A 23553-nucleotide genomic window follows, 5' to 3' on the forward strand; every position below is an offset into this window, starting at 1 on the left:
CTGGTCTGGCTGGCCGGATTGACGGTCAGAACCGGTGGGTTGTTATCCGGATTCGAGGTATACCATGCACCGTCTTTATACCATCCATCAGAAGAACGGCTCAGATCGACCGTTTTATTGCTGGTGTTTGCTGGATCTACGAAGAGCAGATTGGTCGAGGTGGTGCCGGTAAAGGTGTACTTAAACCAGCTGTTGGCTTCGGCTGTCATGGCAACGCCCGGCCAGGTGCTGGCGGTTCCGCCGGGAAGCTTATTCCAATAGTGGACATTCACGTTGGTTCCCCAGGTGGTCGGTTTCTTGAACCGGACTGTGAAGGATGTAGAAACCAGGGTGTATGTTTCGCTCTTTACAACCGACTTTTTGGCATCGGCATCCACGGCAACGGCACGGACGGTCACCGTTGGGTTGGCAGAGAACGGAGCAGTATAGGTCAGGCGGGTACCGCTGGTTGAAGGATCGCTTCCATCAAGCGTGTAATACACGGTATAAGGTGCACGGCCGCTTGAGGGAGTCAGAGTGACGGTAACAGGTCCGGAAACACTTCCGCCAACCGGTGAAATGGCAATTTCAGGATCCGCTGGTCCGAGGTTGTAATCACTGGGAACCCAGATGGCATAAGAGTTGGCGTTAGAGTTAATCGGAGCACGGCCATCAGACATAACGGTGATGGTATTGGTGTGGCGACCGGTAATGTCTTTCAGGGTCTTGCCGGGCCATTGGGTGGTAACCCAAACGGTGATATTACGTGAACTGTGCTTGTTGATGGCAACGATGAGACCGGTTTTACCACCGATACCGCCGCGCTGAGCCACATACATTTGCTTGGGATCATCTCCGGCGTTGGTCCATACCGGACTTCCATCACGGGACAGAATGGTGTACGCACCATTGCTGAATTGTTTGCGGATTTGTACCAGTTTGAAAATTTCATCTTTCATGCCATACCGATACACATCATGATACCAGATCTGCGCATTGGTTGGCAGGGTCAGCATGTGGGCATAGAGAAGGTTCTTTTTATTGGTAATCGGATTGTGGCCATCAATGGTGACTTTTCCTTCCCAGTTAATCCGGTCGAAATCGTGGTTTTCGATGAAGGACCAGATTTTTTCGTAAGGAATGCCATAAATCCGGTGAAGACCGGCATCCTGCAAGGCCCAGCGGGCATCATAGGCGTCGCCGCCATTGGAAAGGTCCTGATAGCGGTAACGGAGTTCGAAATCGAAAGCGCCGGGGGCTTTATCAACAGGTCCGCCCGAACCGCTGTAGGAAATTCCGGAAGAAGTCTGACGCAGCCATTCCTGTGCGGCAGGAGCGGAATCCCAATGCTCACCAACCGAAGGTTTACCGCGCATGGCACCGTAATTCAGCCAGCGTTTCATGTACTCAGGGTGAATTCCCTTTACGAAATCAAAACGATATCCATCCAGGCCGAGTTCGCGGGTAACCCAGTCACCCCAAACCATCAGGGAATCACCCATGGGAAGGTTTCCGCCGCTTCCATTGTGAAGGGCCACATCATAGGCGAACCAGTTGGTATACATTTTCATGCGGGCGCCCAGCTGATCTTCGCTGTAAAAATCGCCGGTATTGCCGGGATTCACAGCAGCATTCGGATAGTAGTTATTGTATCCGTTGGATGAGTGTGCAATACGGCCTGAACCTTTGGAAAGAGGGAATTTGGTCCAGGTATTGCTGTTGGTGTACGGATTGGCTTCGAGAGTACCACCAGACCGGTGATTCAATACCATGTCGCCCCAGATCTGCATGCTGACAGCATGGTAGGCATTGATCATGGTTTTCAGTTCGGTCTTGCTTCCGTAACGGGTTTCAACCGTATTTCCATCGTTGAAATTGTCGCCGCCCTTACTATTATAATTACCAAGATCATAATAGTCATACGGGGTATATCCGACATCAAAGGTCCCGTTTTGTCCTTTATAGAACGGTGGAATCCAAAGAATGTCAAATCCGGCTGCACTCAGTTCCGGGGCTTTGGCGGCCAGTTGATCCCACCATACACCACCGGGAGTCACATCCCAGTAAAATCCCTGTAACATGGTCTTGTCCTGTGCGGTCAAAGAACCGGCAAGGCCCAGAACCAGAAGCATCATCGTAACCAATCGTTTCATCGTATCCTCCCACTTGTTTATTTCTTTCACTGGTGACTTGTCCAAAAAATACAAGCGCTTCCAGTTGCTAAGAGAGAAGGTAGGAGGTGTTTTTATTCATGTCAAGAGATGTCACTAAAAATGACAATATATCGCTTTTGTAAAAAGCGCATAAGATGAATAAAAACAATTAGTTAGATCATTTATTAGAATTTTTTGCCTGATCCTGGTGGTGACTCTTCTCACAAATAGTGTATGAATGTGACGGGTAGGAGATGGTGGAAGCAGGTAAAAAGAAGTGGAAGAACTTCCACTTCATCGATGGTTCTGTGCTTTAAATCACACGATCTGAGGCGTTTTGGAAAGAAGGCGTGGAAGTGGTTTTCCTACTTGCCGGTGTATATGGTCAGTTTCTGTCCGGCATAGATCCGGCTGCCCGATAAGCCGTTCCAGTTTTTCAGTTTGGTAACCGAGACCCGGTACTTTTCAGCAATTCCACCGAGTGTGTCTCCCGAACGGACCCGGTAGGTAATGGAAGGGCCGGTTCCGGGAATTTTGATTCCGGCAGAACCGCGCTGACCGTAATGGGCAATGTCACTGTACAGCATGGTCCCTCCGGTCGGCTCAATGACCGGAATGATCAGGGTGGTACCGGCCCGAAGGGTTTTGGCCGATTTCAGCGAAGGATTCTGTGCAACAAGCTGATCCTGCCGGATTCCATATTTCCGGGTGATGGTCGAAAAGGAGTCGCCCGGTTTGACTTCGTGCGTGATGACATCCTGTTTCAGTGAATCGGGATACTGTTCGTAAGCTTTGGAAAAGCGCTCGGCAACGGTAACGGGTAGTCTCAGGGAATAACTATCCATTCCGGGAGGTGTGCGTCCCTGGGTCAGTTCCGGATTCAGAAACGTCACAACTTCCGTGGTAGTGTCGGCAAGCTGAGCTGCATCTGCCAACAGAAAATTGCCGTGGACGTCCACTTCCGAGAACTGGTAGTCGGACCGGTAAGGATGCACATCGAATCCGAACCGCTCAGGGTCATTGGCAATCAGAGTGGCAGCGATGAATGCCGGAACATAATTTCTGGTTTCCTTGGGCAGATAACGGCGGATTTCCCAGAAGTTCCGGTTTCCTTTGGCTTTTCGGATGGCACGGGTTACACGACCTGCACCAGAGTTATAGGCTGCCAGTGCCAGATGCCAATGCCCCAACTGATCGCGCAGGTCCTTCAGATGGCGCACGGCTGCCCGTGTGGACTTTTCAACATGGCGTCGTTCATCATACCAGAAATTGCCACGTAAACCGTACAGCTTGCCGGTGCCTCTGATGAATTGCCAGATGCCCACGGCCTTTGCCCGGCTTTTCGCCAGCGGATTCACCCCACTTTCAACCATGGTCAGAAAGATCAGTTCGGGCGGGGCTCCTTCTTCAATCAGAATCGGCATCATGACCGGAAAATAGAGCGAAGCCCGGTCCAGATAAACTTCAAATCGTTCGCGTCCCTTGGTCTGAAAAAATAAAATGTGCTTTTCCACCAGCGAATTGATATCCAGCGGAATCTCAGTGGAATCGGGATTGATTCCCTGGAGCAACCGGTGAATGTCTGTTGAGGGGGTTAGAGACAGCGCATCAATGTCGGTTTCTGATGGAATTTCGAGAGAAACCTGAGCGCTATCCGTGCTATCGGTCAGCTCTTCCACACGGGAGTCGATGGAATGGGCAACCGATTGTAACCGGTCGGCACCGGTTGAATCCAGTGCAGTTTCCACGAGTTCCTTCATCTCGAGTAAAACCTGAAGGGCCGCCAGCGTGTCATCCATCGACACCTGATAGTAGTACTGCCGGAGCAGGGAATCCATCTGCACGGTAAAACCGGGGTATTCCAGTCCGGGAGGTTCAGCCTGATGACTGATGGAATCCGGCGCGGCGACACCCGTGGTGGTTGGAGTGAGTTGTACAGACTGACAGGCAGAAAGCGATACCAGAAGGAGAGGCCAGAAAAAGAATTTACTCATCATTACAAAGGGATATTTCCGTGTTTTTTGCGGGGATTGTGGTCAATTTTATTTTTTAAAAGGTCAAAATGCCTGATCAGAACGGCGCGTGTCTTGGACGGTTCAATGACATCATCAATGAACCCCCGGCTGGCGGCCTCGTACGGATTGGCAAATTTCTCGCGATAATCACGACTGCGGGCTTCCAGCACCTCTTCAGGATTGGGAGCCGATTCGATTTCGCGTTTGAAAATGATTTCTGCGGCTCCTTTCGGACCCATCACAGCAATCTCGGCGGATGGCCAGGCAAAGTTAAAGTCACCCCGAATGTGTTTTGAATTCATCACATCGTAGGCCCCGCCATATGCCTTACGGGTTATGACTGTTATGCGCGGAACTGTTGCCTCACAGAATGCATATAGCAACTTTGCACCGTGACGGATAATTCCATGCCACTCCTGATCGGTTCCCGGAAGGAACCCGGGCACATCTTCCATGACCAGCAAGGGAATGTTGAAACAGTCGCAGAAACGGACAAAGCGGGCCGCTTTCACACTGGCATCAATATCCAGTACACCGGCAAGCACCTGAGGCTGATTGGCCACCACCCCAACCGGTCTGCCGCCCAGACGGATAAAACCGCAGATAATATTAGGAGCAAATAAGGGCTGTACTTCGAAAAAGTCACGGCTGTCTGCCAGTCCGAGAATGAGATCGTGCATGTCATAGGGCTTGGTGGCAGAATCGGGGATGAACGAATTCATCCAGGGCTCCTCTCGGTCCACCGGATCGGTGACGGGTAAAACCGGTGGTTCTTCTTCGCAGTTTGAGGGAAGAAAGGATAACAATTTCCGGATGGAATCGAAACAATCCATCTCGGTGACCGATGTGAAATGGCAGACCCCCGATTTGGCTGCATGGGTGGAGGCCCCGCCCAATTCTTCTGAAGAAACCGTTTCATGGGTCACGGTTTTCACCACAGAAGGACCGGTCACAAACATAAAACTGGTCGACTCGACCATAAACACAAAATCGGTGATGGCAGGCGAGTAGACCGCACCGCCTGCACAGGGACCTAAAATGGCAGACAGTTGTGGTATGACACCGCTGGCCATGGTATTCCGCAGGAAGATATCGGCATATCCGCCCAGTGATGCCACTCCTTCCTGAATACGGGCGCCGCCCGAATCATTCAGACCAATCACCGGACACCCGTTTTTCATGGCCAGATCCATGATTTTGCAGATCTTTTCTGCATGAGCCTCGGAAAGGGAACCGCCCAGTACCGTAAAGTCCTGACTGAAAACAAAAACAGGCCGCCCGTCAATCCGGCCGTGACCCGTCACCACACCATCCCCCGGAATGCGTTGCTTTTCAAGTCCGAAATGGGTCGACCGGTGCTCCACGAACATTCCGATTTCCTGAAAGGATCCTTCATCCAGCAGGAAACTGATTCGTTCTCTGGCTGTCAGTTTTCCTTTGGCATGCTGATCGGCGATGCGCTTGTCACCGCCGCCTTCCATGGCCTTCTGACGACGGTCAAATAAATCCTGAAGTGAGTTTTTCATGTCTCAGTTAAACCGGCTGTAAACAATATCGGTGAATTCAAGTGCTTCATTGCTGTAAAGATCAACCTTAAACTCATGAAAAACACGGTCCAGGTAGGCTTTGGCCTCTTGCCAGTCGGTCAGATCATTCAGATCATGAATGGCCTGAAAAAACCGTTGCTCATCTTTTCTGAAAACATACCTGATAAAAAGCCGGGCCTGATTTTCAGTAATCATTTGTTCCAGTGCCGGCAGGACCGGACCTGCAGAATCAGGTGACACAAACAGATCGGCTTGTTCCGGTTCCGCTTTGATCAGAACTTGTTGTTCCTCGATAGCTGGAGCATCGGGCAATTCTGCATCCGGAAGGGTATCCAGATTGACGGCAGAGACGGGTGATACGGTTTCTCCGGATTCCATGATCTTTTCAAAAAGACTCTTTTCCGGTTTTGGCTCCGGCAGATCGGCGGTCTCAGCAGGCCTGACCTCCTCGAAACGGGCGGGTTCAAGCGGTTCTTCCATGATCCGGTCAAAAAGACTTTTCGGCGTCATGGGGGTAGGTGCTGGCTCTGGCTCAACCTCGACCGGTTCAATGGTGGCTTCAGAATCAGAAATCTGTAACTCGGCCGCCGGAGCCTCGGTTTCTGAAAAAGGAGAAGTCAGGCTGATGGGTTCATCAACAGGCGGTGAATGCTGGGCTTCGGATGGTTCCTCAGCCGGTTCACGCGGAACAAACCGCGGTATCAGATCACCAGTGGCGGGCGTTTCCTCCTGAACGGGTTCAAATTCATAATGGGACCGGTGGGGCTCCACCGATTCAAAACCCGGGGCGGACCCGGCGTTTTCTTTTTGCCTGACTTCCTCACGGATGGCCTCGGTAAGAAAATCACTCAGCGAAGCAACACTGGTCATGTCCGTCTGTTCAGGAAGGTCCTCGACGGATTCTGATTGTGAGAAATCGAGGGAAACCGAAGAACTGACTGGCGGCACCAGAATACCGGAAACCACATGAACTGCATCGCTGGCACTCAGAATTGAATCAACCGGCTGAGCCGCGGTCCACCGCCTCACGCGTTCGGTATAAAGCGGATCGGGTATTCCGCTTACAAAGGAAGTAAGAATCTTGACGTCAATGCTATCAAGGCCGGTCTGATTGAAAGTCTCCTTCAGATAGACATCGGGAACGACTTCTTCATGTTCCTGCCACCAGGCTTTACAGATCCGGGTGAGGTTACTGAAAAAACGGTCGGCCGGAAATTCCGGATCGGGGCGTTGTTCAAGGTATTTGGTTAATACATCCCTGATCAGAAAATCCCCGGGAATCTGTCCCAGAAAATCACTGATTTGTTGACGGGAAAGGGTGCCGGTCTCATGGGAGATTAATAAATCCGCTGCCAACAGTGGAGCCAGTTTAAACAGGATATCAATCTGACTTTGTCTGATGAAAAGGCCGATAACCGTTTCAGGCGCGATGTGCAGACTCTTCAGATACACCTCGCGCAATCCACTGAGAAAGAGCGGAATGCCGGGGGCCTCCATGGTACCGGTTTCACGAACCAGCCCAGCCACTTTCCCGGCAGGAAAGTCGGCCCACACCAGATTCTTCATGCGGTTAAGGAAGTCAGGATCTAGCCCGGCTGACTCCAGGTCCGTAAAGGTCCATGCGGATTTCCCCGAAAGCAGGCTGGTCAATGGGGGTCTGATCTCCCGTTCAACAGGTGCAGCCGGAATCAGCAGATCCAGTTTGGAAAGCGGCATGAGGTCTCAGTTTCCTTTCAGACGGTTGATTTCCTTTTGAGCGGCCTTTTTAAAGATCGGGTCCACACCCGGTCTTTTCACAATCCGGGTATAAGCATCAAGTGCTTTTTTCTGATCGCCGGTCTTTTCCCATGCCTGTCCCGTCATGTACTGGGCAGGTGTAATCCAGTCCAGTTGTTCGGTGGCTCCTTTGATCGATTCGATTTCCGCAAAAACTTCCACGGCTTTCAGATAGTCCCCTTTTGCAAACCAGGTTTCTCCAAGGTAGTAAGTGATTTCTGCCTTGAGTCCGCCGGATGTCCCCTGAAGCAACTGAGACAGGTAGGTAATGGATTGCAGATGGTTTCCGGTTTTCTGAAGTAAAATACCGACTTTGATTTTCTTGTCGAGAATTTCCGGGTCCTGCGGAAACCGATCAATGTAAACTTTCAGATCTTCAAGAGCCCGGTCATAGAACCCATACTTTTCATTGGCAATGATCAGATTGTTCAGAGCCGATTGAAACCGGTCTACCGGAGTCGGATACCGGTCGATAATGATCTTATAATTGGTGATGGCCTTATCAAAGGCTTCTTTTCTGAAATAGTAATTGCCAAGCGACAGGTAAACATCCGAGATAATTTCACTGGTGGGATAGTCCCGGATCAGATCCTGATAAATGACCACGGCCTGATCCGATTTTCCATCCAGTTCAAGTGCTTTGCATTTTTTCAGCAAGGCTCGGGGAATCCAGACAGAACCTGAAAAGGATTTGATCACCCCATCCAGAGCGGCAATGGCTGCGGTATACTGTTGCATGCCAATCAGGTAATCGGCTCTTTCGGTGGCCAGTCCGGCCCTGATATCAACCGAGGGGCTTTTTTGCAGAATTTGTTTTTCCATTTTTTCTGCAAGGCCGGGATTCTGCAACCGGTAATAGGCCGAGGTGATTTTCAGCTGGACCGATGTCAGATCGGGCTCAGACAGCTGATTCATCAGAATGGTGTATTCACGTATGGCCTGACGGTAGTCTCCGTTCGAAAAGTACAGGTCTGCAATCTCGGGTGAAGTACCGGTCTTTCCGAGTGAATAAACGTTAGAAAGCTTGAAGTAGGAAGCTGCCAGTTCAAGATCACCGGTCTGGCGGCTGATCAGGGCCATGGTCCGGTATGATTCTGCGAGGAATTTTCCATCGGGGAAGTTTTCAAGATACTCTCTCAGAATCTTCATGGCAGCAGTGGGGTCTGTTGATTGAAGAGCTCTGGCGCGGGTGTAATAGGCCAGTTCAACCATGGATTGATCGTTGGAAAACAGGCGCTCTCCGGCAACAAACTGATTACACCAATCGGCGGCCACCGATGTTTTTCCTGCCTCGAGGGCCGTTTCGAGCCATTGTACTCGGAACTGATCGGCAATTGAGGAATAATAAAACCGGTCCAGATACCGGGTCAGCAGATCAAACCGTTCCAATACAGGAAAGAAACCGGGACCGCACCCGATCAATTGCCTCAATCCCCATTCAGAATCGGCTGAAAGTCCGGAACGGCTGAGGTCCTGCCAGATTCTGATTGCACCGGATGTATCTCCGGCGGCAGCCAGCCGGGTTGAAAGAACCTTCTTAATTTGTCCGGCTGTTTCATCTTTCAGGCGGGTGGTCTCAATGGCTTTCAGACGGGCAATCAGGTCCTGATTTTGTTCGGTCATGCTCCGGCGCAGGGCCAGGCGGAGTGTAAGCAGTGCACGCAAATCAGGATCCTGGTGCAGGCTGATCAGACGTTCAATATCGGTGATTTCACGCGTTTCTGCCCGGTCAATCCGCATTTCCAGATAAAGCGACTGAAGCTCTGGCGCTCGGGGCTGATTCGGAAATTGCTGCAGATAGGATTGAATGAGTCCGAGCGATTCATCATGATTTCCCAGTTCATGCGTCAGCATGGCAAGCATGTAAAGGGCGTCCTCCCGCTGGGCCGGACTTAATTCGGTGGATCCGAGACTGTTTCTCAGATGGGAGGCGGCGGTGGAAAGATAAATTCCGGTGGAAAAAATCAGTTTTCCGATTCCGTAGTGAATGGTTCCCTTTGGGTTCGATGGGTTCAGATTCGCCACCAGATCAGCCATCCCGGATGTGAAATCCCGGGTATTCAGTTTAGGGATGGTCAGTGTATCCATCACCGACCGGATGGCCGCCTGATAATCTGAACCAGGGAACGTGTTCGGGAACTGGTCCCAGATACGGAAAGCATCTCCGGTAAATCCAGATTCCAGATACAACAGACCGGTCAGCCAGGCTGCATCATCCTTCAGGGCACTGGACTGATCACCAACCATCAGGGGAGTGAGCAGGTCGATAGCAAGAGAACGCAATTTTAACCGGTTCCATGCAAGCAGGGCCGCTTCATACCGGACCCGGTCTGCTTCGGGATGGTCCTTGTAGATTTCCAGAAACTGTTTGTAGAGCGAAAAGGCTGTTTCGTATTTTCCGGTTAAATCGGTTAAACGGGCTTCCAGAACCAGGGATTGCGGGGTTTGTTGTCCGGGATACAACCGGTTTGCTTCCGAAATCAGTGACAATGCACGTGCGGTGTCGCCGGCCTGAACCAATACAGACGCCGCCTCAACCCGTGCAGTGAACTGTCTCTGCTCCGATCGGGATACCGGCAGTATTTTCAGATACCAGTCGATGCTTTGGGAATACTTTTGCAGCCGACGGTAGGTTCGTGCCATCAGAAAGGCATAACGGGGATATACCGCAGGATCGGGTGGGTCTTTCGCCAGGATCGATTCTGCAAGCGGTAATCCCTTTTCCCACTGATTTTGCTGGATGAAAATCTGAGCGGTGACAAACTCGAACCGGTTCCTGAAGGCCTCGGTGATGGTGGCGTTTTTCAGACTGTTTTCAGCCGAACCGGGATCCTTCAGGTTCAGATAGATTTCGGCCAGCCTCAGCCTGGCGGACTGAATGGCAGCTGGTGTTGCCTTCGGATGATTCACAATGCTTTGAAACCGCTGCCGGGCGGCCTCGAATTCATCCAGAAAGTATAAGAGTTCACCAAGATCCGATTGTGCTTCCAGTTGCTCGGGCACATTCGGGTAGTCATTGATCAGCCGCAGATAAATCCGTCTGGCCTGATCAAACTGTTGAAGTTCCTTCTGAATCCTGCCGGCTTTCAGCAGTGAGACCGGACTTAAGGGACTGAGTGGATAGTTGCTTGCAGTCAATTCCCATAAATCCGCGGCAGCCCCGGGTTGCCCCAGACGATGGGTGGCTTCCGCCCGGTAATACCATGTGGAATCGAGACCATTGAACCGGGGAAACTCTCTGATCAGCCGTTCTGCTTCACGGCGGGCTGGTTCCGGCTGACTGGTTTCCAGATAGGCGCGTGTGAGGAGCAACCGGGCATCTGGCTGGTAACCCGCGGTCGGATCGGCACTTAACGCCTCATTCAGTTGTTGTATAGCTCGGGAGTAGTTTTTTTGGATAAAGAGCTGCCGACCCGATTGAAACAATTGGGTGCCGGCCGGATGGTCCTGAGCGTGCAGAAAACCTGCACTCAGGAAAAGCAATAACACAGAAAGGGTGGACCTACCCATGGTCATCCTGATTAAGTGAGGGGACTGATGAGCCTGGATGTCACAAGCAGTATTTTAAAAACCAAACTGAAAAATACGATTCTGAAAAAGGGGTTTCAAGGAACAGTACCTCAGGTGGAACAGATTGCATGGTTCCGGTGGCTGAATCTCGATGGAAACAGAACCATTCAGACTCCCGAAGACCTTTTCCGCTTTGTATCCGATCATCATTATTCATTGATGTTGCCCTCCGATACGGCCATCCTTCCCGATCTGGTGTCAGCCGTTAAGGGTGAGATTGTATTTATTGCTGAATATCCCAGATTGGCAAAACAGTACGAAACCCTGTTTGAATCCTTCAGCCGTGACTATGTTTATACCGGCAAACTGATCGAGTATCCGCTGATACAGTCGACATCGGTTCTGATCACTCCCGGGGATTTCCGATTGTTGTATCAGTATAAAGCCGCTGCAGGTCCTTCCGATGAACATGAAACCAGGGTCCTTGAGTTTATTCGTCAGGAAGGAACGGCTTCAAAGAAACAAATCAGGGAAATGGCCCGGTCGGTTCCGTATTTGTTTCAGCGCATCGACCTGTATCTGTATAACCTTCAGTTGGGAATGCAGATTTATAAAACCGGCTTTTCTGCCATTGAAGGGAATTTGTATCAATCGTTGCCCGATGCGCTTGGTTCCATGCCTGCCATTCAGCCCTCTCCATCCGGATTAAAACCCATTCTGGAAGGCCTGATCAGGGCAAATTTGTATGTCAGTCCGGTAAAACTTCAGCGGGCTTTAAAAAAGCTGGCTGATAAACCGGAAATTGATGGCGTTCTTAAACTGCTTCTGACAGAGGGAGTGGTTTATAAGGCCAAAGTCGGCGGAGAACCGGTATTGGTTCACCGCCAGACCATGGATTTGTTAAAAGGGCAACTTGGCTGAATGAGGGGTTATTTTATTGATTGAAGGGTTTTCATGTAATTCGCACGGGTGAATGCCTGCGGATCTCTGACATTCCGGTAACTCATGCTGCCCTTCATCATATCGACCGATTCATATTCATGCTCGTTCATCCAATGCTCGAGTTCATGAAGGATTTCACTGATCTTTCCGATTCCATTCTTCATCAGAGCCGAGGTCATCATGGTCACATCGGCACCTGCCATCAGAAGTTTAATCACATCCTGGGCCGAATGAACGCCTGTGGTGGCTCCGAGACTGCAGTTCAGGTGTCCGTAAAGGATGGCCAGCCAACGCAACGGTAGTCTTAATTCGGTAGAGGAAGAGAATTGAAGGTTAGGTACTACCTCCAGATTTTCCAGATCGATATCCGGCTGATAAAACCGGTTAAACAGAACCAGCGCATCGGCTCCTGCTTCATCCAAACGTCGGGCCATGTTTGCAAAGGAGCTGAAATAAGGCCCCATTTTCATTGAAACCGGTATCCGGACCGAGGCTTTTACCGTCTGAAGCACGGTCAGATAAAGATTTTCCACATCCGCACTGGTCTGATAGGGATCGGTCGGAATGTAATAGATGTTCAGTTCCAATCCGTCCGCACCGGCTTCTTCCATCCGCTTGGCATAACTGGTCCATCCGCCAGCCGAAATTCCGTTCAGACTGGCAATGATGGGAATATCCACCGCCTTTTTCAGCCGGATGATCTGATTCAGATAATCCTCGGCATCGCGGTTGTGGTATTCATCCGGTTCCGGAAAATAATCCAGAGCTTCCGCAAAACTGTCGGTTCCCTGCGTCAGGAAATGATCCAGGGCTTTGTTGTCATGAACAATCTGTTCTTCGAAAAGAGAGTACATGACCACCGCCGATGCGCCCGCATCTTCAAGTTGTCTGACTTTGGCAATGTCATGTGAAAGCGGGGAAGCCGAGGCAACCAACGGGTTTTTAAGCCGGATTCCCATGTAGGTGGTGGTAAGTTTCATTGTGGGTTCCTTCACCAAATCCTTAATTCTTATTCGTCAGTATAAATGTTGACCGTTTATTAATCGCCCGAATTCACAGGCGGCAATGGCCCGGGCATACCTGGTTCAGCAAATTCCTCCCGTGCGAGCTGCTCGTAGTGTTTCCATCTGGCTTTGATTTCCTTCTGGTTCTGATCCAGCAGCTGTTTGGCAATGGAAGGATTCATCTTGGTGAGAATCTTATACCGGGTTTCGTTATAGATGTACTCTTCGAGACGAACTTTTGGTGCCTTTGAATCGAGTTGGAACGGATTTTTGTGTTCTTCAGCCAGAACAGGGTTATACCGGAACAACGGCCAGTGACCCGATTCCACGGCCAGCTTTTGCTGTTGCATGCCGTACTTGAGGTTGTATCCGTGAGCAATGCAGTGACTGTAGGCAATGATCAGAGACGGCCCGTCATAACGTTCCGCTTCCTGAATGGCCTTAATTGTCTGAACGTCACTGGCACCCATGGCAATTTTGGCCACATAGACGTTGCCATAACTCATGGCAATCAGTCCCAGATCCTTTTTCCCCGTTGGTTTGCCGGCCGCTGCAAACTTGGCAATGGCACCCATCGGAGTTGATTTGGACATCTGGCCTCCCGTGTTAGAATAGACCTCGGTATCGAGAACCAGAATATTCACATTCCGTCCCGAGGCGAGCACGTGGTCCAAACCGCCATAACCGATGTCATAAGCCCACCCGTCACCACCGATAATCCACACCGATTTCTTAACCAGATAATCAGCAAGACCAACCAAAAGGGAAGCATCGGGATGCTGAATGGTTTTCAGGGCTTCTTTGAGCTGACCGACCCGCTCACGCTGAGCAAAAATTCCGGGCTCATCGGTTTGATCGGCCGATAACAGCGAACTGACCAGTTCTCCGTTTAAGTGATCCTTCAGCCGGACCACCAGTTCCCGGGCAAATTCACTGTGCTTGTCGATGCTAAGCCGATACCCCAGTCCGAACTCGGCGTTGTCTTCGAACAGGGAATTGGCCCAGGCGGGGCCACGTCCATCGGCGTTTCGGGTCCATGGGGTGGTGGGCAGGTTTCCGCCGTAAATCGACGAACATCCGGTGGCATTTGCAATCACCATCCGGTCGCCAAATAACTGGGAAATCAGTTTCAGATAGGGAGTCTCACCGCAACCGGCACAGGCTCCTGAAAACTCGAATAAGGGTTGAAGCAATTGGCTTCCTTTGACGGTTGCCGCATTGACACGCGACCGGTCATATTCAGGAATAGACAGGAAGAAGTCCCAGTTTTTACGCTCTTCGGTCACCAGCGGAGCCTGTGGTGCCATGTTGATGGCTTTCAGGCTGGTATTCGATTTGTTTTTGGCCGGGCAGACTTCCACACAAAGTTCGCATCCGGTGCAATCCTCCGGTGCAATCTGAATGGTGTACCGGGTTCCCTGATCAAATTCCTTGCCCTTGGCAACGGTGGATTTGAAAGTGGATGGGGAACCGTTCAGTGAGGACTCTCCGTAAGCTTTGATCCGAATCACTGCATGCGGACAGACCAGCGCGCATTTACCGCATTGAATACAGGTATCGGGATCCCAGACCGGAATGTCGGTCGCAATGTTGCGTTTTTCCCATTGGGTGGTTCCCGTTGGCCAGGTTCCATCCGCCGGCATTTTGCTGACCGGCAGATCATCTCCGTTCCCCGACATCAGCACCGCGGTCACCGATTTGACAAAGTCGGGTGCCAGGTCAGAAACCACAGGTAAACGGTCTGATGGATTGGTTACCGAAGCAGGAACGGTCACCTCGAACAGATTGGCCAATGTCTGATCAATGGCCTCGAAATTCTGCCGGATGATGTCCTCCCCTTTTTTTCCGTACGTCTTTTTGACCGCATCCTTGATTTTTGCAATGGCTTCCTCGCGTGGCAGAACACCCGAGATGGCAAAGAAACAGGTCTGCATGATGGTGTTGATGCGACCACCCATTCCAGTGGCTTTGGCAACTTCCAGAGCATCAATCACATAGAAACGTATTTTCTTTTCAATCAGTTGGGCTTGCATCCAGCCGGGAATCTGATTCCAGACTTCATCCTTCCCGAACGGACTGTTCAGCAGGAAAATAGAGCCGGTCTCTGCCTGAGACAGCATGTTGATCCGGTACACAAAATTGAACTGATGACAGGCTACAAAAGTTGGTCGGGTAATCAGATAGGTACTCTGGATGGGTTTCTTTCCGAAACGCAGGTGGGACGTTGTCATGGATCCCGATTTTTTTGAATCGTAGACAAAATAACCCTGTGCAAAATTGTCGGTTTCCTCTCCGATAATCTTGATGGAGTTTTTATTGGCTCCTACCGTTCCATCGGCCCCGAGACCGAAAAACAGTCCCCGGAAAACGTCTGCCGGTTCTGTAGAAAAGGTAGGATCCCATTCAAGACTGGTATGCCCGACATCGTCATGAATACCGATGGTGAAGTGGTTTTTGGGTTTATCCTTACCCAATTCATCATAGACAGCCTTCACCATGGCCGGGGTAAATTCCTTCGAGGAAAGTCCGTAACGACCGCCGATGAATTTGGGGAAAGTGGTGAAGGGAAGGGTCCCGGAAGCCATGCTTTCCATCAGCGAAGCCAACACATCCTGATAAAGTGGTTCGCCGGCCGAACCGGGTTCCTTGGTCCGGTCCAGAACAGCAATCGATTTTGTGGTGGCAGGCAGGGCTCTGATCAGATGCTCTGCTGAAAATGGCCGGAACAGTCTGACTTTGATTAAACCAAGTTTGGACCCCCGTGCATTCAGCCAGTGAATGGTTTCTTCCACGGTTTCGGCACCGGATCCCATCATGATAATCACGCGGTCTGCATCAGGCGCACCGGTATAGTCAAATAACTGGTATTTCCGGCCGGTCAATCCGGCAAACCGGTCCATCAGTTTTTGGGTGATTCCCGGGATGGCTGAATAGTAGGGATTGACCGTTTCTCTGCCCTGAAAGTAAACATCCGGGTTCTGGGCGGTTCCGCGCATGACGGGAGAATCAGGGGTCAGTGCACGCCGGCGATGATTGTTCACCAGTTCATCACTGATCATCGACTTCATGTCCTCTACAGTCAGCTGTTCAATTTTTGATACTTCATGCGAGGTACGGAATCCATCGAAAAAGTGAATCACCGGAATCCGTGATTCAAGAGTCAATGCCTGGGTGATCAGGGCAAAATCCATCGTTTCCTGCGGATTGTTGGCGCAAAGCATGGTCCAGCCAGTTTGCCGGGTGGCCATGACGTCACTGTGATCGCCGAAAATCGAAAGTCCCTGAGCCGCCAGTGACCGGGCTGATACATGGAAAACGGTCGGTGTCAGTTCACCGGCAATTTTATACATGTTGGGAATCATCAGCAGAAGGCCCTGTGAAGCAGTAAAGGTGGTGGTAAGTGCACCGGTCTGAAGTGCTCCGTGAACGGCACCCGCAGCGCCGCCTTCACTTTGCATTTCCGTTACGCTCGGTACGGTTCCCCAGATATTTTTCTGACCCTTGGCCGAATACTCGTCTGCCAGTTCTCCCATGGTGGAAGAAGGTGTGATCGGGTAAATGGCAATAACTTCATTCACCTTATGAGCAACATAGGCACAGGCTTCGTTACCATCAATGGTAACCATCTTCCTTTTCATGCATCAGTCCTTACGTTTGTAATATCGTTGTCTGTTTCCCGAGGCTGGTTTTGGCCGGGTAATGGGTGGGTCGAGTGGGGACACTGCGGGAATCGAACGTTCCAATCTCCGACAATATCCGATGCTTTTTTGGTTCGAAACACACCTGTTTTCATGGTCGGCAAAGTAAAACCGGGCCGGACTTTTTTAAATTGTTGACACTGCCAAAACGCGGTTTTTCGGTTAGAATACTATTATAACAGGTCTTTCCTAATGTACTTTTAACCGAGTTGCAAGATAGATGATAAAAGGATATAAATACCATTAAATCGACAAATATTTCTGTATCAAAGACCAGTTGAAATGAATATAGTTGACAAAATGAACACCGTTCAGTAATATTGTGATGTTTAATGAGGGTGAGTATGGGAATCGCAGAGAGAAAAGACCGGGAACGGCAGGAAATGAAGAGCCTGATTCTTCAGGCGGCCACCCGCATGTTTATCGAAGAGGGATACGAAAAAACCAGCCTCCGGAAAATTGCAGAACAGATCGAATACAGTCCGGCCACCATCTATCTGTATTATGCAGACAAGGATGAATTATTCTTTGCCATTCATGATGAGGCCTTTAAGCACTTTTTTGAAACCATGTACGGATTGGACTCGGTCACCGACCCTTTTGAGCGTTTGGTTCAGCTTGGGCAGCGGTACATAGACTTTTCAATGAAAAACCCTGAATTGTATGATCTGATGTTTCTCATGGAAGCCCCGATGAAAAGCCAGCAGGTTTGTGAAGAGTGGGGACATGGTGATCGCAGCTGGGAGGCATTGTACCAGATTATCAGTGAGTGCATTGCGGCCGGCTATTTTAAATCCGGCGATGCTCTGAATATCTCAAGACTGGTCTTTTCCTTCATGCATGGGCTGATGACGGTCTACATCCGCCGGAAAAAAATGATGGAAGATGTTGAAGCCGGGGTTACCGCCGAGGAATCAGTCCTGCAGGCCTTTACCTATTTCAAAAACGTTTTAAGAGGACTTTAATTAAAGACCGGGCCTGCTGGGTACCGGTTTTTTTATGCATTGATAGTGAACACTGTTAATCAAATAAAAGGCGATTATTATGAAGTATGTGTTAATAATACTGATGACTGTAAGTCCACTGGTGCTTAAGGCCCAGATGGTGCTCGAATCGTATGTGCGTCAGGCTCTTGAGTCGAACCTGATGCTCAAACAAGCCGAGTTATCAGAAAAGCAGGCCCGAGAGAAACTGAGCCAGGCGCGGGCTCTTTTCTTCCCGGATTTGACCCTGATGAGTGACTATACCAGGGCGGATGGTGGCCGGTCCATCAACATTCCGGTGGGAACACTGTTGAATCCGGTTTATTCCACCCTGAATCAACTGACCGGAACTTCCGGCTTCCCGCAGATCAAAAATGTCAGTGAACAATTGCTGCCAAATGATTTTCAGGATTCAAGAATCAGGGTGACCCAACCGGTATTTAATGCGGGCATCTGGTTTAACTATCAGATTCAATCAGAGCTTTCTGCCATAAAGGCCGCTGAACGTCAGGCTGCCGCCAATGCGGTCCAGTTCGAGGTGATCTCGGCCTGGCATCAATGGATGAAGGGAGTCGCGGCGGAAGCGATATACCGTCAGAATCTGGCCCTGATGCAGGATCTCAGGAAGGTGAACGAATCACAGGTCGGTCAGGGAATGGCTACAATCGACATTCTGTTTGCCGCCGATGCCGAAATCGCCAGTCTGGAGGCAAAGCTGGCCGAAGCTACCGGACAGGTTTCAGTGGCCAGCTCCTATTTCAATTTTCTGTTGAACCGGCCCCTGAATGAGCCAATTTTGGCCGATACGGTATTCACAGAGTCCTTTGTGTCGGTTCCGGCTCTATCCGATCTGGCACTTAATGCAAAGGCAAACCGCCCCGAGATCAGACAAACAGCGCTGATGACCGCCGTGGCCGGGCATCAGAAAAATCTGTCCCTATCCACGCTTCTTCTTCCGGAGGTGACGGTCATCGGTGACTTTGGGTATCAGGGAAATACTTACAGGTTTAACGCTGAACAGGAATACTGGATGGTGGTTCTGAACCTGAAATGGAATCTGTTTTCAGGGGGGAAGGACTGGTCCGCAAGGCAGGAAATGGCTTATCAGTTTGATCAGGCCGGCGTCAGGTCAGAGGAGATCCGTCGCCAGATCGAACTGGAAGTGATCCAGGCGGCCGAAAACCTGAACACGGCAAGAAAAGCAAGAAAAGCAGCCGCCTCGGGAAGGGAAGCAGCTGAAAAACAATTGGATATCGTTCTGAAAAAATACAGACAGCAGCAGGCTTTGTTTATAGAACTGAATGATGCACGAACCCGGCTGGAAACAGCCCGCCTGAATGAATCGGTGTCGCGCCATGAGGTCCAGATCCGCGAAGCAGCACTGAAACTGGCTATTGGACTTAATTAATAAAAGACAGGGAGCAATCAATGAAAACGAGTTTTTATCAATTACTTATGCTGCCGGTGTTTCTGGTCGGATTTAACGCCTGCACCAAGAGTGATGCACAGGAAATCCAGAACCAGGACGAACTGGTTCCGGTAAAGGTCAGTCAGGTGGTGGCAGATACCCTGCGCCCGCTGGTGGTGGTTTCCGGACCCATCCGTTCAGATTCCGAAGCGGCCCTTTCATTTAAAACGGGTGGGATAATCCGGGAAATCCTGGTCAGTGAAGGGGATCATTTCACAGCCGGCCAGAGTCTGGCCACTCTTGATCTGACGGAAATTTCTGCACTGGTAGCTCAGGCAACCATCGCGGTGGGGAAGGCGGAAAGAGATTTTAATCGGGTATCTGCATTGTATCAGGAAAACGCAGCCACCCTCGAACAGCTTCAGAACGTAACCACGGCTCTTGAATTGGCCAAACGCGATTTAACCATTGCAGGCTTCAATGAATCGTTTTCCGTCATTCGTGCCCCCTATTCCGGTCAGATTGTCAGAAAACTCATGAATAAAGGGGAAATGGCCGGTCCGGGAATCCCTGTTCTGCTGACCACATCAACCAATAAATCCGATTGGGTGATTAAAGCATCAGTCTCTGATAAGGATTGGGCCATTTTACAACCCGGCCAGCAGGCGGTGGTTTTTCTGGATGCCTGGCCTGAGGTGCGTTTTGAAGGTGAAGTGGTCCGGAAAGCTGCTGGTTCAGATCCCGTTACCGGTCGTTTCCCGGTTGACGTCCGGATCAGGACCAACCACCTCACCCCTGCGCCCGGCATGTTTGCCACTGCCGAAATTCGTCCGGTAATCAGCCGCCAACCGGTCACACGCATTCCCCTCGGGGCCATTGTGGAAGGCAATGGGAAAAAGGCGTTCGTTTACGTTCCCCTCAGTGATGGCCGACGGGTGAAAAAAGTGCCGGTGACGCTCTCTCAGTTAGACAACGAATTCGCCTGGGTTGCAAACGGACTTTCCGGCATCAGTGAGGTTGTATCGGCTGGTTCACCCTTTCTCACCGAATCCTCTTTCATTTCCATCATTCAATAATACATCCTTATGAAACTTGCCGAATTTTCTGTAAAAAACTACCAGTTCATGCTGGTCATGTTCCTGATGGTACTGGCCATCGGGATATACTCCTTGTTCACCATGCCGCGGGGAGAGGATCCGGAGTATAAAGCACCACAGTTTCTGGTGACGGTTATTTATCCCGGTACAAGTCCGGCTGATGTCGAGGATCTGGTCGTGGACCCCATCGAAAAGCGCCTGATGGAACTCGATGACATGAAACGGGTGACCACCGATATTGATGATGGACTGGCTGCCATTTTTGTGGAATACAAATACAGTTCTGATCCGGATGAAAAATATCAGGAACTGGTCAGGGAACTCAATGCCATTCAGCAAACCTTGCCCGAAGGCATTCTCCCTCTTGAGATTGCCAGAATGACACCGGACCGTGTGAATATTCTGCAGGTGGCGCTTGTTTCTGAAACTGCCTCGTGGAATGAATTAAAAAAACAGGCGGAAGATCTCGAAAAAAGCCTGGAAATGGTCAAAGGATTAAAACTGGTCAGTTCCTGGGGCTATCCCGAACCACAGGCTAAGGTCACCCTGAACCTTGAAAAAATGGGGTCCCTGAACATTCCGGTCAGCCAGGTTATGGCCGCCATTCAATCTGAAAATGTCAGTATTCCAGGTGGATTTGTGGACATGGCCACCCGTCGTTTTAATGTCAAAACCAGTGGTAAGTACAAGTCCATCGCGGAGTTGGGATCCACCATTATCCGCACAGACGGAAAAACCGTGACTTACCTGAAGGACATCGCCACCATCGGAATGGAAGATGCAACCCGTTCACACATCGTGCGCCTGAATGGAAAAAGAGCCGTTCTGGTAACAGCTGCCATGAAGTCAGGAGAGAATATCACCGGAGTTAAAGCTGCTTACCAGCCGTTATTGGAATCTTTCCGCGATCAGCTACCCGAAACCATTGCCTTTGTTCACAATTTTGATCAGTCAGAGAGTGTGAGTGAGCGGTTGAACCGCTTTGCCATCGATTTCGGAATTGCCATTCTGCTGGTCTCCATCACCTTGCTCCCCCTGGGTTTCCGGGCAGCCGTGGTGGTGATGATTTCTATTCCGCTTTCCATTTCTATTGGACTGACTCTTCTTTACCTGTTCGGTTATACCATCAACCAGTTAAGTATTGTGGGATTGATTGTGGCGTTGGGTATATTGGTGGATGACAGCATTGTGGTCATTGAAAACATAGAACGGTGGATGCGTGAAGGGTATTCTCGCACTGAAGCGGCTATAAAGGCAACCGGGCAGATCACGCTTGCCGTAATTGGCTGCACCGCTATTCTGATTGTTTCCTTCCTGCCTCTGATGGTTCTTCCCGAAGCAGCAGGTGATTTTATCCGTTCCTTGCCCATGGGCGTGGTGACCACTGTCTTTGCCTCTCTGCTGGTCGCGTTGACAATAGTACCTTTTCTGGCCAGCCGTATTCTTAAAAACCACCCCGATCCGTCAGGAAACATTTTCATGAAGGGGTTAAAGAAGGTCATTTCCGGTTCATATTCCGTCTGGTTGGATCGGGCTGTTCAGCGTCCGGGTTGGACGTTGGCCATTGCCGGAATGCTGTTTGCAGGGAGTTTATCTTTGATTCCCTGGGTCGGGTTTTCCCTGTTCCCAAAATCAGAGCGGCCCCAATTCAGAATCGAAGTGGAAACACCGAGAGGCACTGCACTTGCTGAAACCGACCGGGTGACCCGTGATGTGGAAGCTGAGCTGCTTAAACTGAATGAGGTGAAGTATGTGACCAGTAATGTGGGACGTGGCAATCCGACCATTTACTACAATGTGATTCCCAAAGGGGAATCGGCCAATTATGCAGAACTGGTGATTAAACTGACGAAGGATACCAACTCAGACCGGAAAACCGGGATTATTGACAGCCTGCGACAGGTTTTCAGCCTCTATCCGAACGCGAAAATAAAGGTCTTCGATTATGAGCAGGGACCTCCGGTGGATGCGCCCGTGGCCTTCAGAATTTTAGGGGATGATCTCGACACGCTCAGAAACCTGGCTCGTGATCTGGAGACGATCATGCGGTCTGTTCCGGGTACCATTTATGTAAACAATCCGGTCTCGGGCCAAAAGACCGATCTTGCCATCCGGATCAATTATGAAAAGGCTGGTTTTCTTGGCATTCCCACCGCAGAAATTGAACGCACAGTCCGGCTGGGATTGGCCGGATTATCGGCTGGTACTTTTAAAACTCCTTTTGATGATGATACAGATATTTTGTTAACAGCGCGAAAGGGAGCCGAGGCTGATTTTACTGTCTTCAACCGGTTGACCGTCAGTTCCCTGACAGGACAGTCCTATCCGCTCAACATGGTGGCGACTGTGGAAATGGAAACTTCACCGAACCAGATCCGGCATTATGACAAGGTCCGGTATGTAACGGTTTCCTCACAGGTTGCCAGTGGGTTTTTAGCCAATGACATCAATACCATTTTAATGGATACCCTGGCCCGGTTTCCTTTTCCCACGGGTTATTCCTGGAATGCCGGCGGGGAAGTGGAGAGTGCAAATGAGTCCTTTGGTGGCATCGGACTGATTGTTTTGTTTACCCTGTTTGCCTTCATCGGCATTCTGATACTGGAATTCGGCTCTTTCCGCAGTTCGCTGATTGTTCTGTCGGTGATTCCGCTGGGAATGATCGGGGCTATTCTGGCTTTACTGATTTTCGGACAACCGTTCAGCTTTGTGGCGGTGATTGGTTTTATCGCTCTTGCCGGTATTGAAATCAAAAACTCTATTTTATTGGTTGATTTTACCAATCAATTACGGGAGCAGGGTGTTCCAATGGACCAGGCCGTCCGGGAAGCCAGTGAAAAGCGGTTTGTGCCCATTTTGCTAACATCGATGACCGCCATTGGCGGCCTGATGCCCCTGGTTATTGAGTTCAATCCGCTATACTCACCCCTGGCTCTGGTTCTGATTGGCGGATTAATCACTTCTACCTTCCTGAGCCGGATTGTTACCCCGGTGATGTATAAGCTATTACCGCCCGACATTGCACTGAAATGAATGAATAAATCCGTACAAAGCTTATAATGCAATGGGGCACGTCAATCCGGCGTGCCCTTTTTATTTGGTGCCCTGCGCATTGGAATGGTGGTTGTGGTCCGGTCAGAATAAGAGTGGTCAGGCACCAGAGAGCTGAAAGTGAAGAAAGGAGAAAACCCTTTTTTAAGGAGGAAAGAGGACATGAACGGATGGACATCCGGATAAACGGATTAAAGATGAGAACATTCTTACGCAGATGTGTAATGAAGAAGGAATCAGAAGAGGGGAAGGAGCAGGGAGGACTGAAATGTGTTTTCCCTTTGCGAAGGGGATAAAAAAAAAGCCGGCAGTGACCTACTCTCCCGGGTGTGTGGACCCAGTACCATCGGCGCGGCAGGACTTAACTTCTCTGTTCGGAATGGGAAGAGG

The 23553-nt window shown here is 50.4% G+C and carries 12 protein-coding genes and 1 rRNA gene; 5 read left to right on the forward strand and 8 right to left on the reverse strand.

What is annotated here, in order from left to right; all coding sequences use genetic code 11:
- From HUU10_14930 to HUU10_14950, 5 genes are all read right to left on the reverse strand, one after another.
- Positions 1-2132 (reverse strand): DUF1939 domain-containing protein (locus tag HUU10_14930; GenBank protein ID NUQ82897.1); only part of this gene is annotated, 2132 nt, incomplete at its 3' end.
- A 365-nt stretch (positions 2133-2497) separates the two neighbouring features.
- Positions 2498-4129: a LysM peptidoglycan-binding domain-containing protein gene (locus HUU10_14935; protein ID NUQ82898.1), complete on the reverse strand. Its 1632-nt coding sequence runs from the start codon at positions 4127-4129 to the stop codon at positions 2498-2500.
- Positions 4129-5673, reverse strand: a complete 1545-nt coding sequence (locus HUU10_14940; protein NUQ82899.1) for an acyl-CoA carboxylase subunit beta — start codon at positions 5671-5673, stop codon at positions 4129-4131. The genes HUU10_14935 and HUU10_14940 overlap by 1 nt, the downstream gene beginning before the upstream one ends.
- Positions 5674-5676: 3 nt before the next feature.
- Positions 5677-7410: a hypothetical protein gene (locus HUU10_14945; protein NUQ82900.1), complete on the reverse strand. Its 1734-nt coding sequence runs from the start codon at positions 7408-7410 to the stop codon at positions 5677-5679.
- A 6-nt stretch (positions 7411-7416) separates the two neighbouring features.
- Positions 7417-10980 carry a tetratricopeptide repeat protein gene (locus HUU10_14950; GenBank protein ID NUQ82901.1) on the reverse strand — a complete coding sequence of 1188 codons (3564 nt, stop codon included), beginning with the start codon at positions 10978-10980 and terminating at the stop codon, positions 7417-7419.
- A gap of 114 nt (positions 10981-11094) precedes the next feature.
- Between HUU10_14950 and HUU10_14955 the strand changes: the two genes are divergently transcribed.
- Positions 11095-11901 (forward strand): hypothetical protein, encoded by an 807-nt coding sequence (locus tag HUU10_14955; GenBank protein ID NUQ82902.1) that lies wholly within the window; start codon positions 11095-11097, stop codon positions 11899-11901.
- An 8-nt stretch (positions 11902-11909) separates the two neighbouring features.
- Here the strand turns inward: HUU10_14955 and HUU10_14960 are convergent, their stop codons facing one another.
- Both HUU10_14960 and nifJ read right to left on the reverse strand, forming a co-directional pair.
- Positions 11910-12902, reverse strand: a complete 993-nt coding sequence (locus HUU10_14960; protein NUQ82903.1) for a dihydroorotate dehydrogenase-like protein — start codon at positions 12900-12902, stop codon at positions 11910-11912.
- Positions 12903-12961: 59 nt separating this feature from the next.
- Positions 12962-16564 carry a pyruvate:ferredoxin (flavodoxin) oxidoreductase gene (gene nifJ, locus HUU10_14965; GenBank protein NUQ82904.1) on the reverse strand — a complete coding sequence of 1201 codons (3603 nt, stop codon included), beginning with the start codon at positions 16562-16564 and terminating at the stop codon, positions 12962-12964.
- A gap of 404 nt (positions 16565-16968) precedes the next feature.
- On the opposite strand from nifJ, the gene HUU10_14970 reads away from it, so the two are divergent.
- From HUU10_14970 to HUU10_14985, 4 genes are all read left to right on the forward strand, one after another.
- Positions 16969-17589 carry a TetR/AcrR family transcriptional regulator gene (locus HUU10_14970; protein NUQ82905.1) on the forward strand — a complete coding sequence of 207 codons (621 nt, stop codon included), beginning with the start codon at positions 16969-16971 and terminating at the stop codon, positions 17587-17589.
- Positions 17590-17692: 103 nt separating this feature from the next.
- Positions 17693-19015: a TolC family protein gene (locus HUU10_14975; protein NUQ82906.1), complete on the forward strand. Its 1323-nt coding sequence runs from the start codon at positions 17693-17695 to the stop codon at positions 19013-19015.
- A 20-nt stretch (positions 19016-19035) separates the two neighbouring features.
- Positions 19036-20091: an efflux RND transporter periplasmic adaptor subunit gene (locus HUU10_14980; protein ID NUQ82907.1), complete on the forward strand. Its 1056-nt coding sequence runs from the start codon at positions 19036-19038 to the stop codon at positions 20089-20091.
- A gap of 9 nt (positions 20092-20100) precedes the next feature.
- On the forward strand, positions 20101-23145 hold the full coding sequence (locus HUU10_14985; protein NUQ82908.1) for an efflux RND transporter permease subunit: 3045 nt from the start codon (positions 20101-20103) through the stop codon (positions 23143-23145).
- A 320-nt stretch (positions 23146-23465) separates the two neighbouring features.
- Here HUU10_14985 and rrf read toward each other — a convergent pair.
- A 5S ribosomal RNA gene (rrf, locus tag HUU10_14990) occupies positions 23466-23553 on the reverse strand; the annotation flags it as partial.

The sequence above is a fragment of the Bacteroidota bacterium genome (assembly GCA_013360915.1).
GTDB lineage: Bacteria > Bacteroidota > JABWAT01 > JABWAT01 > JABWAT01 > JABWAT01.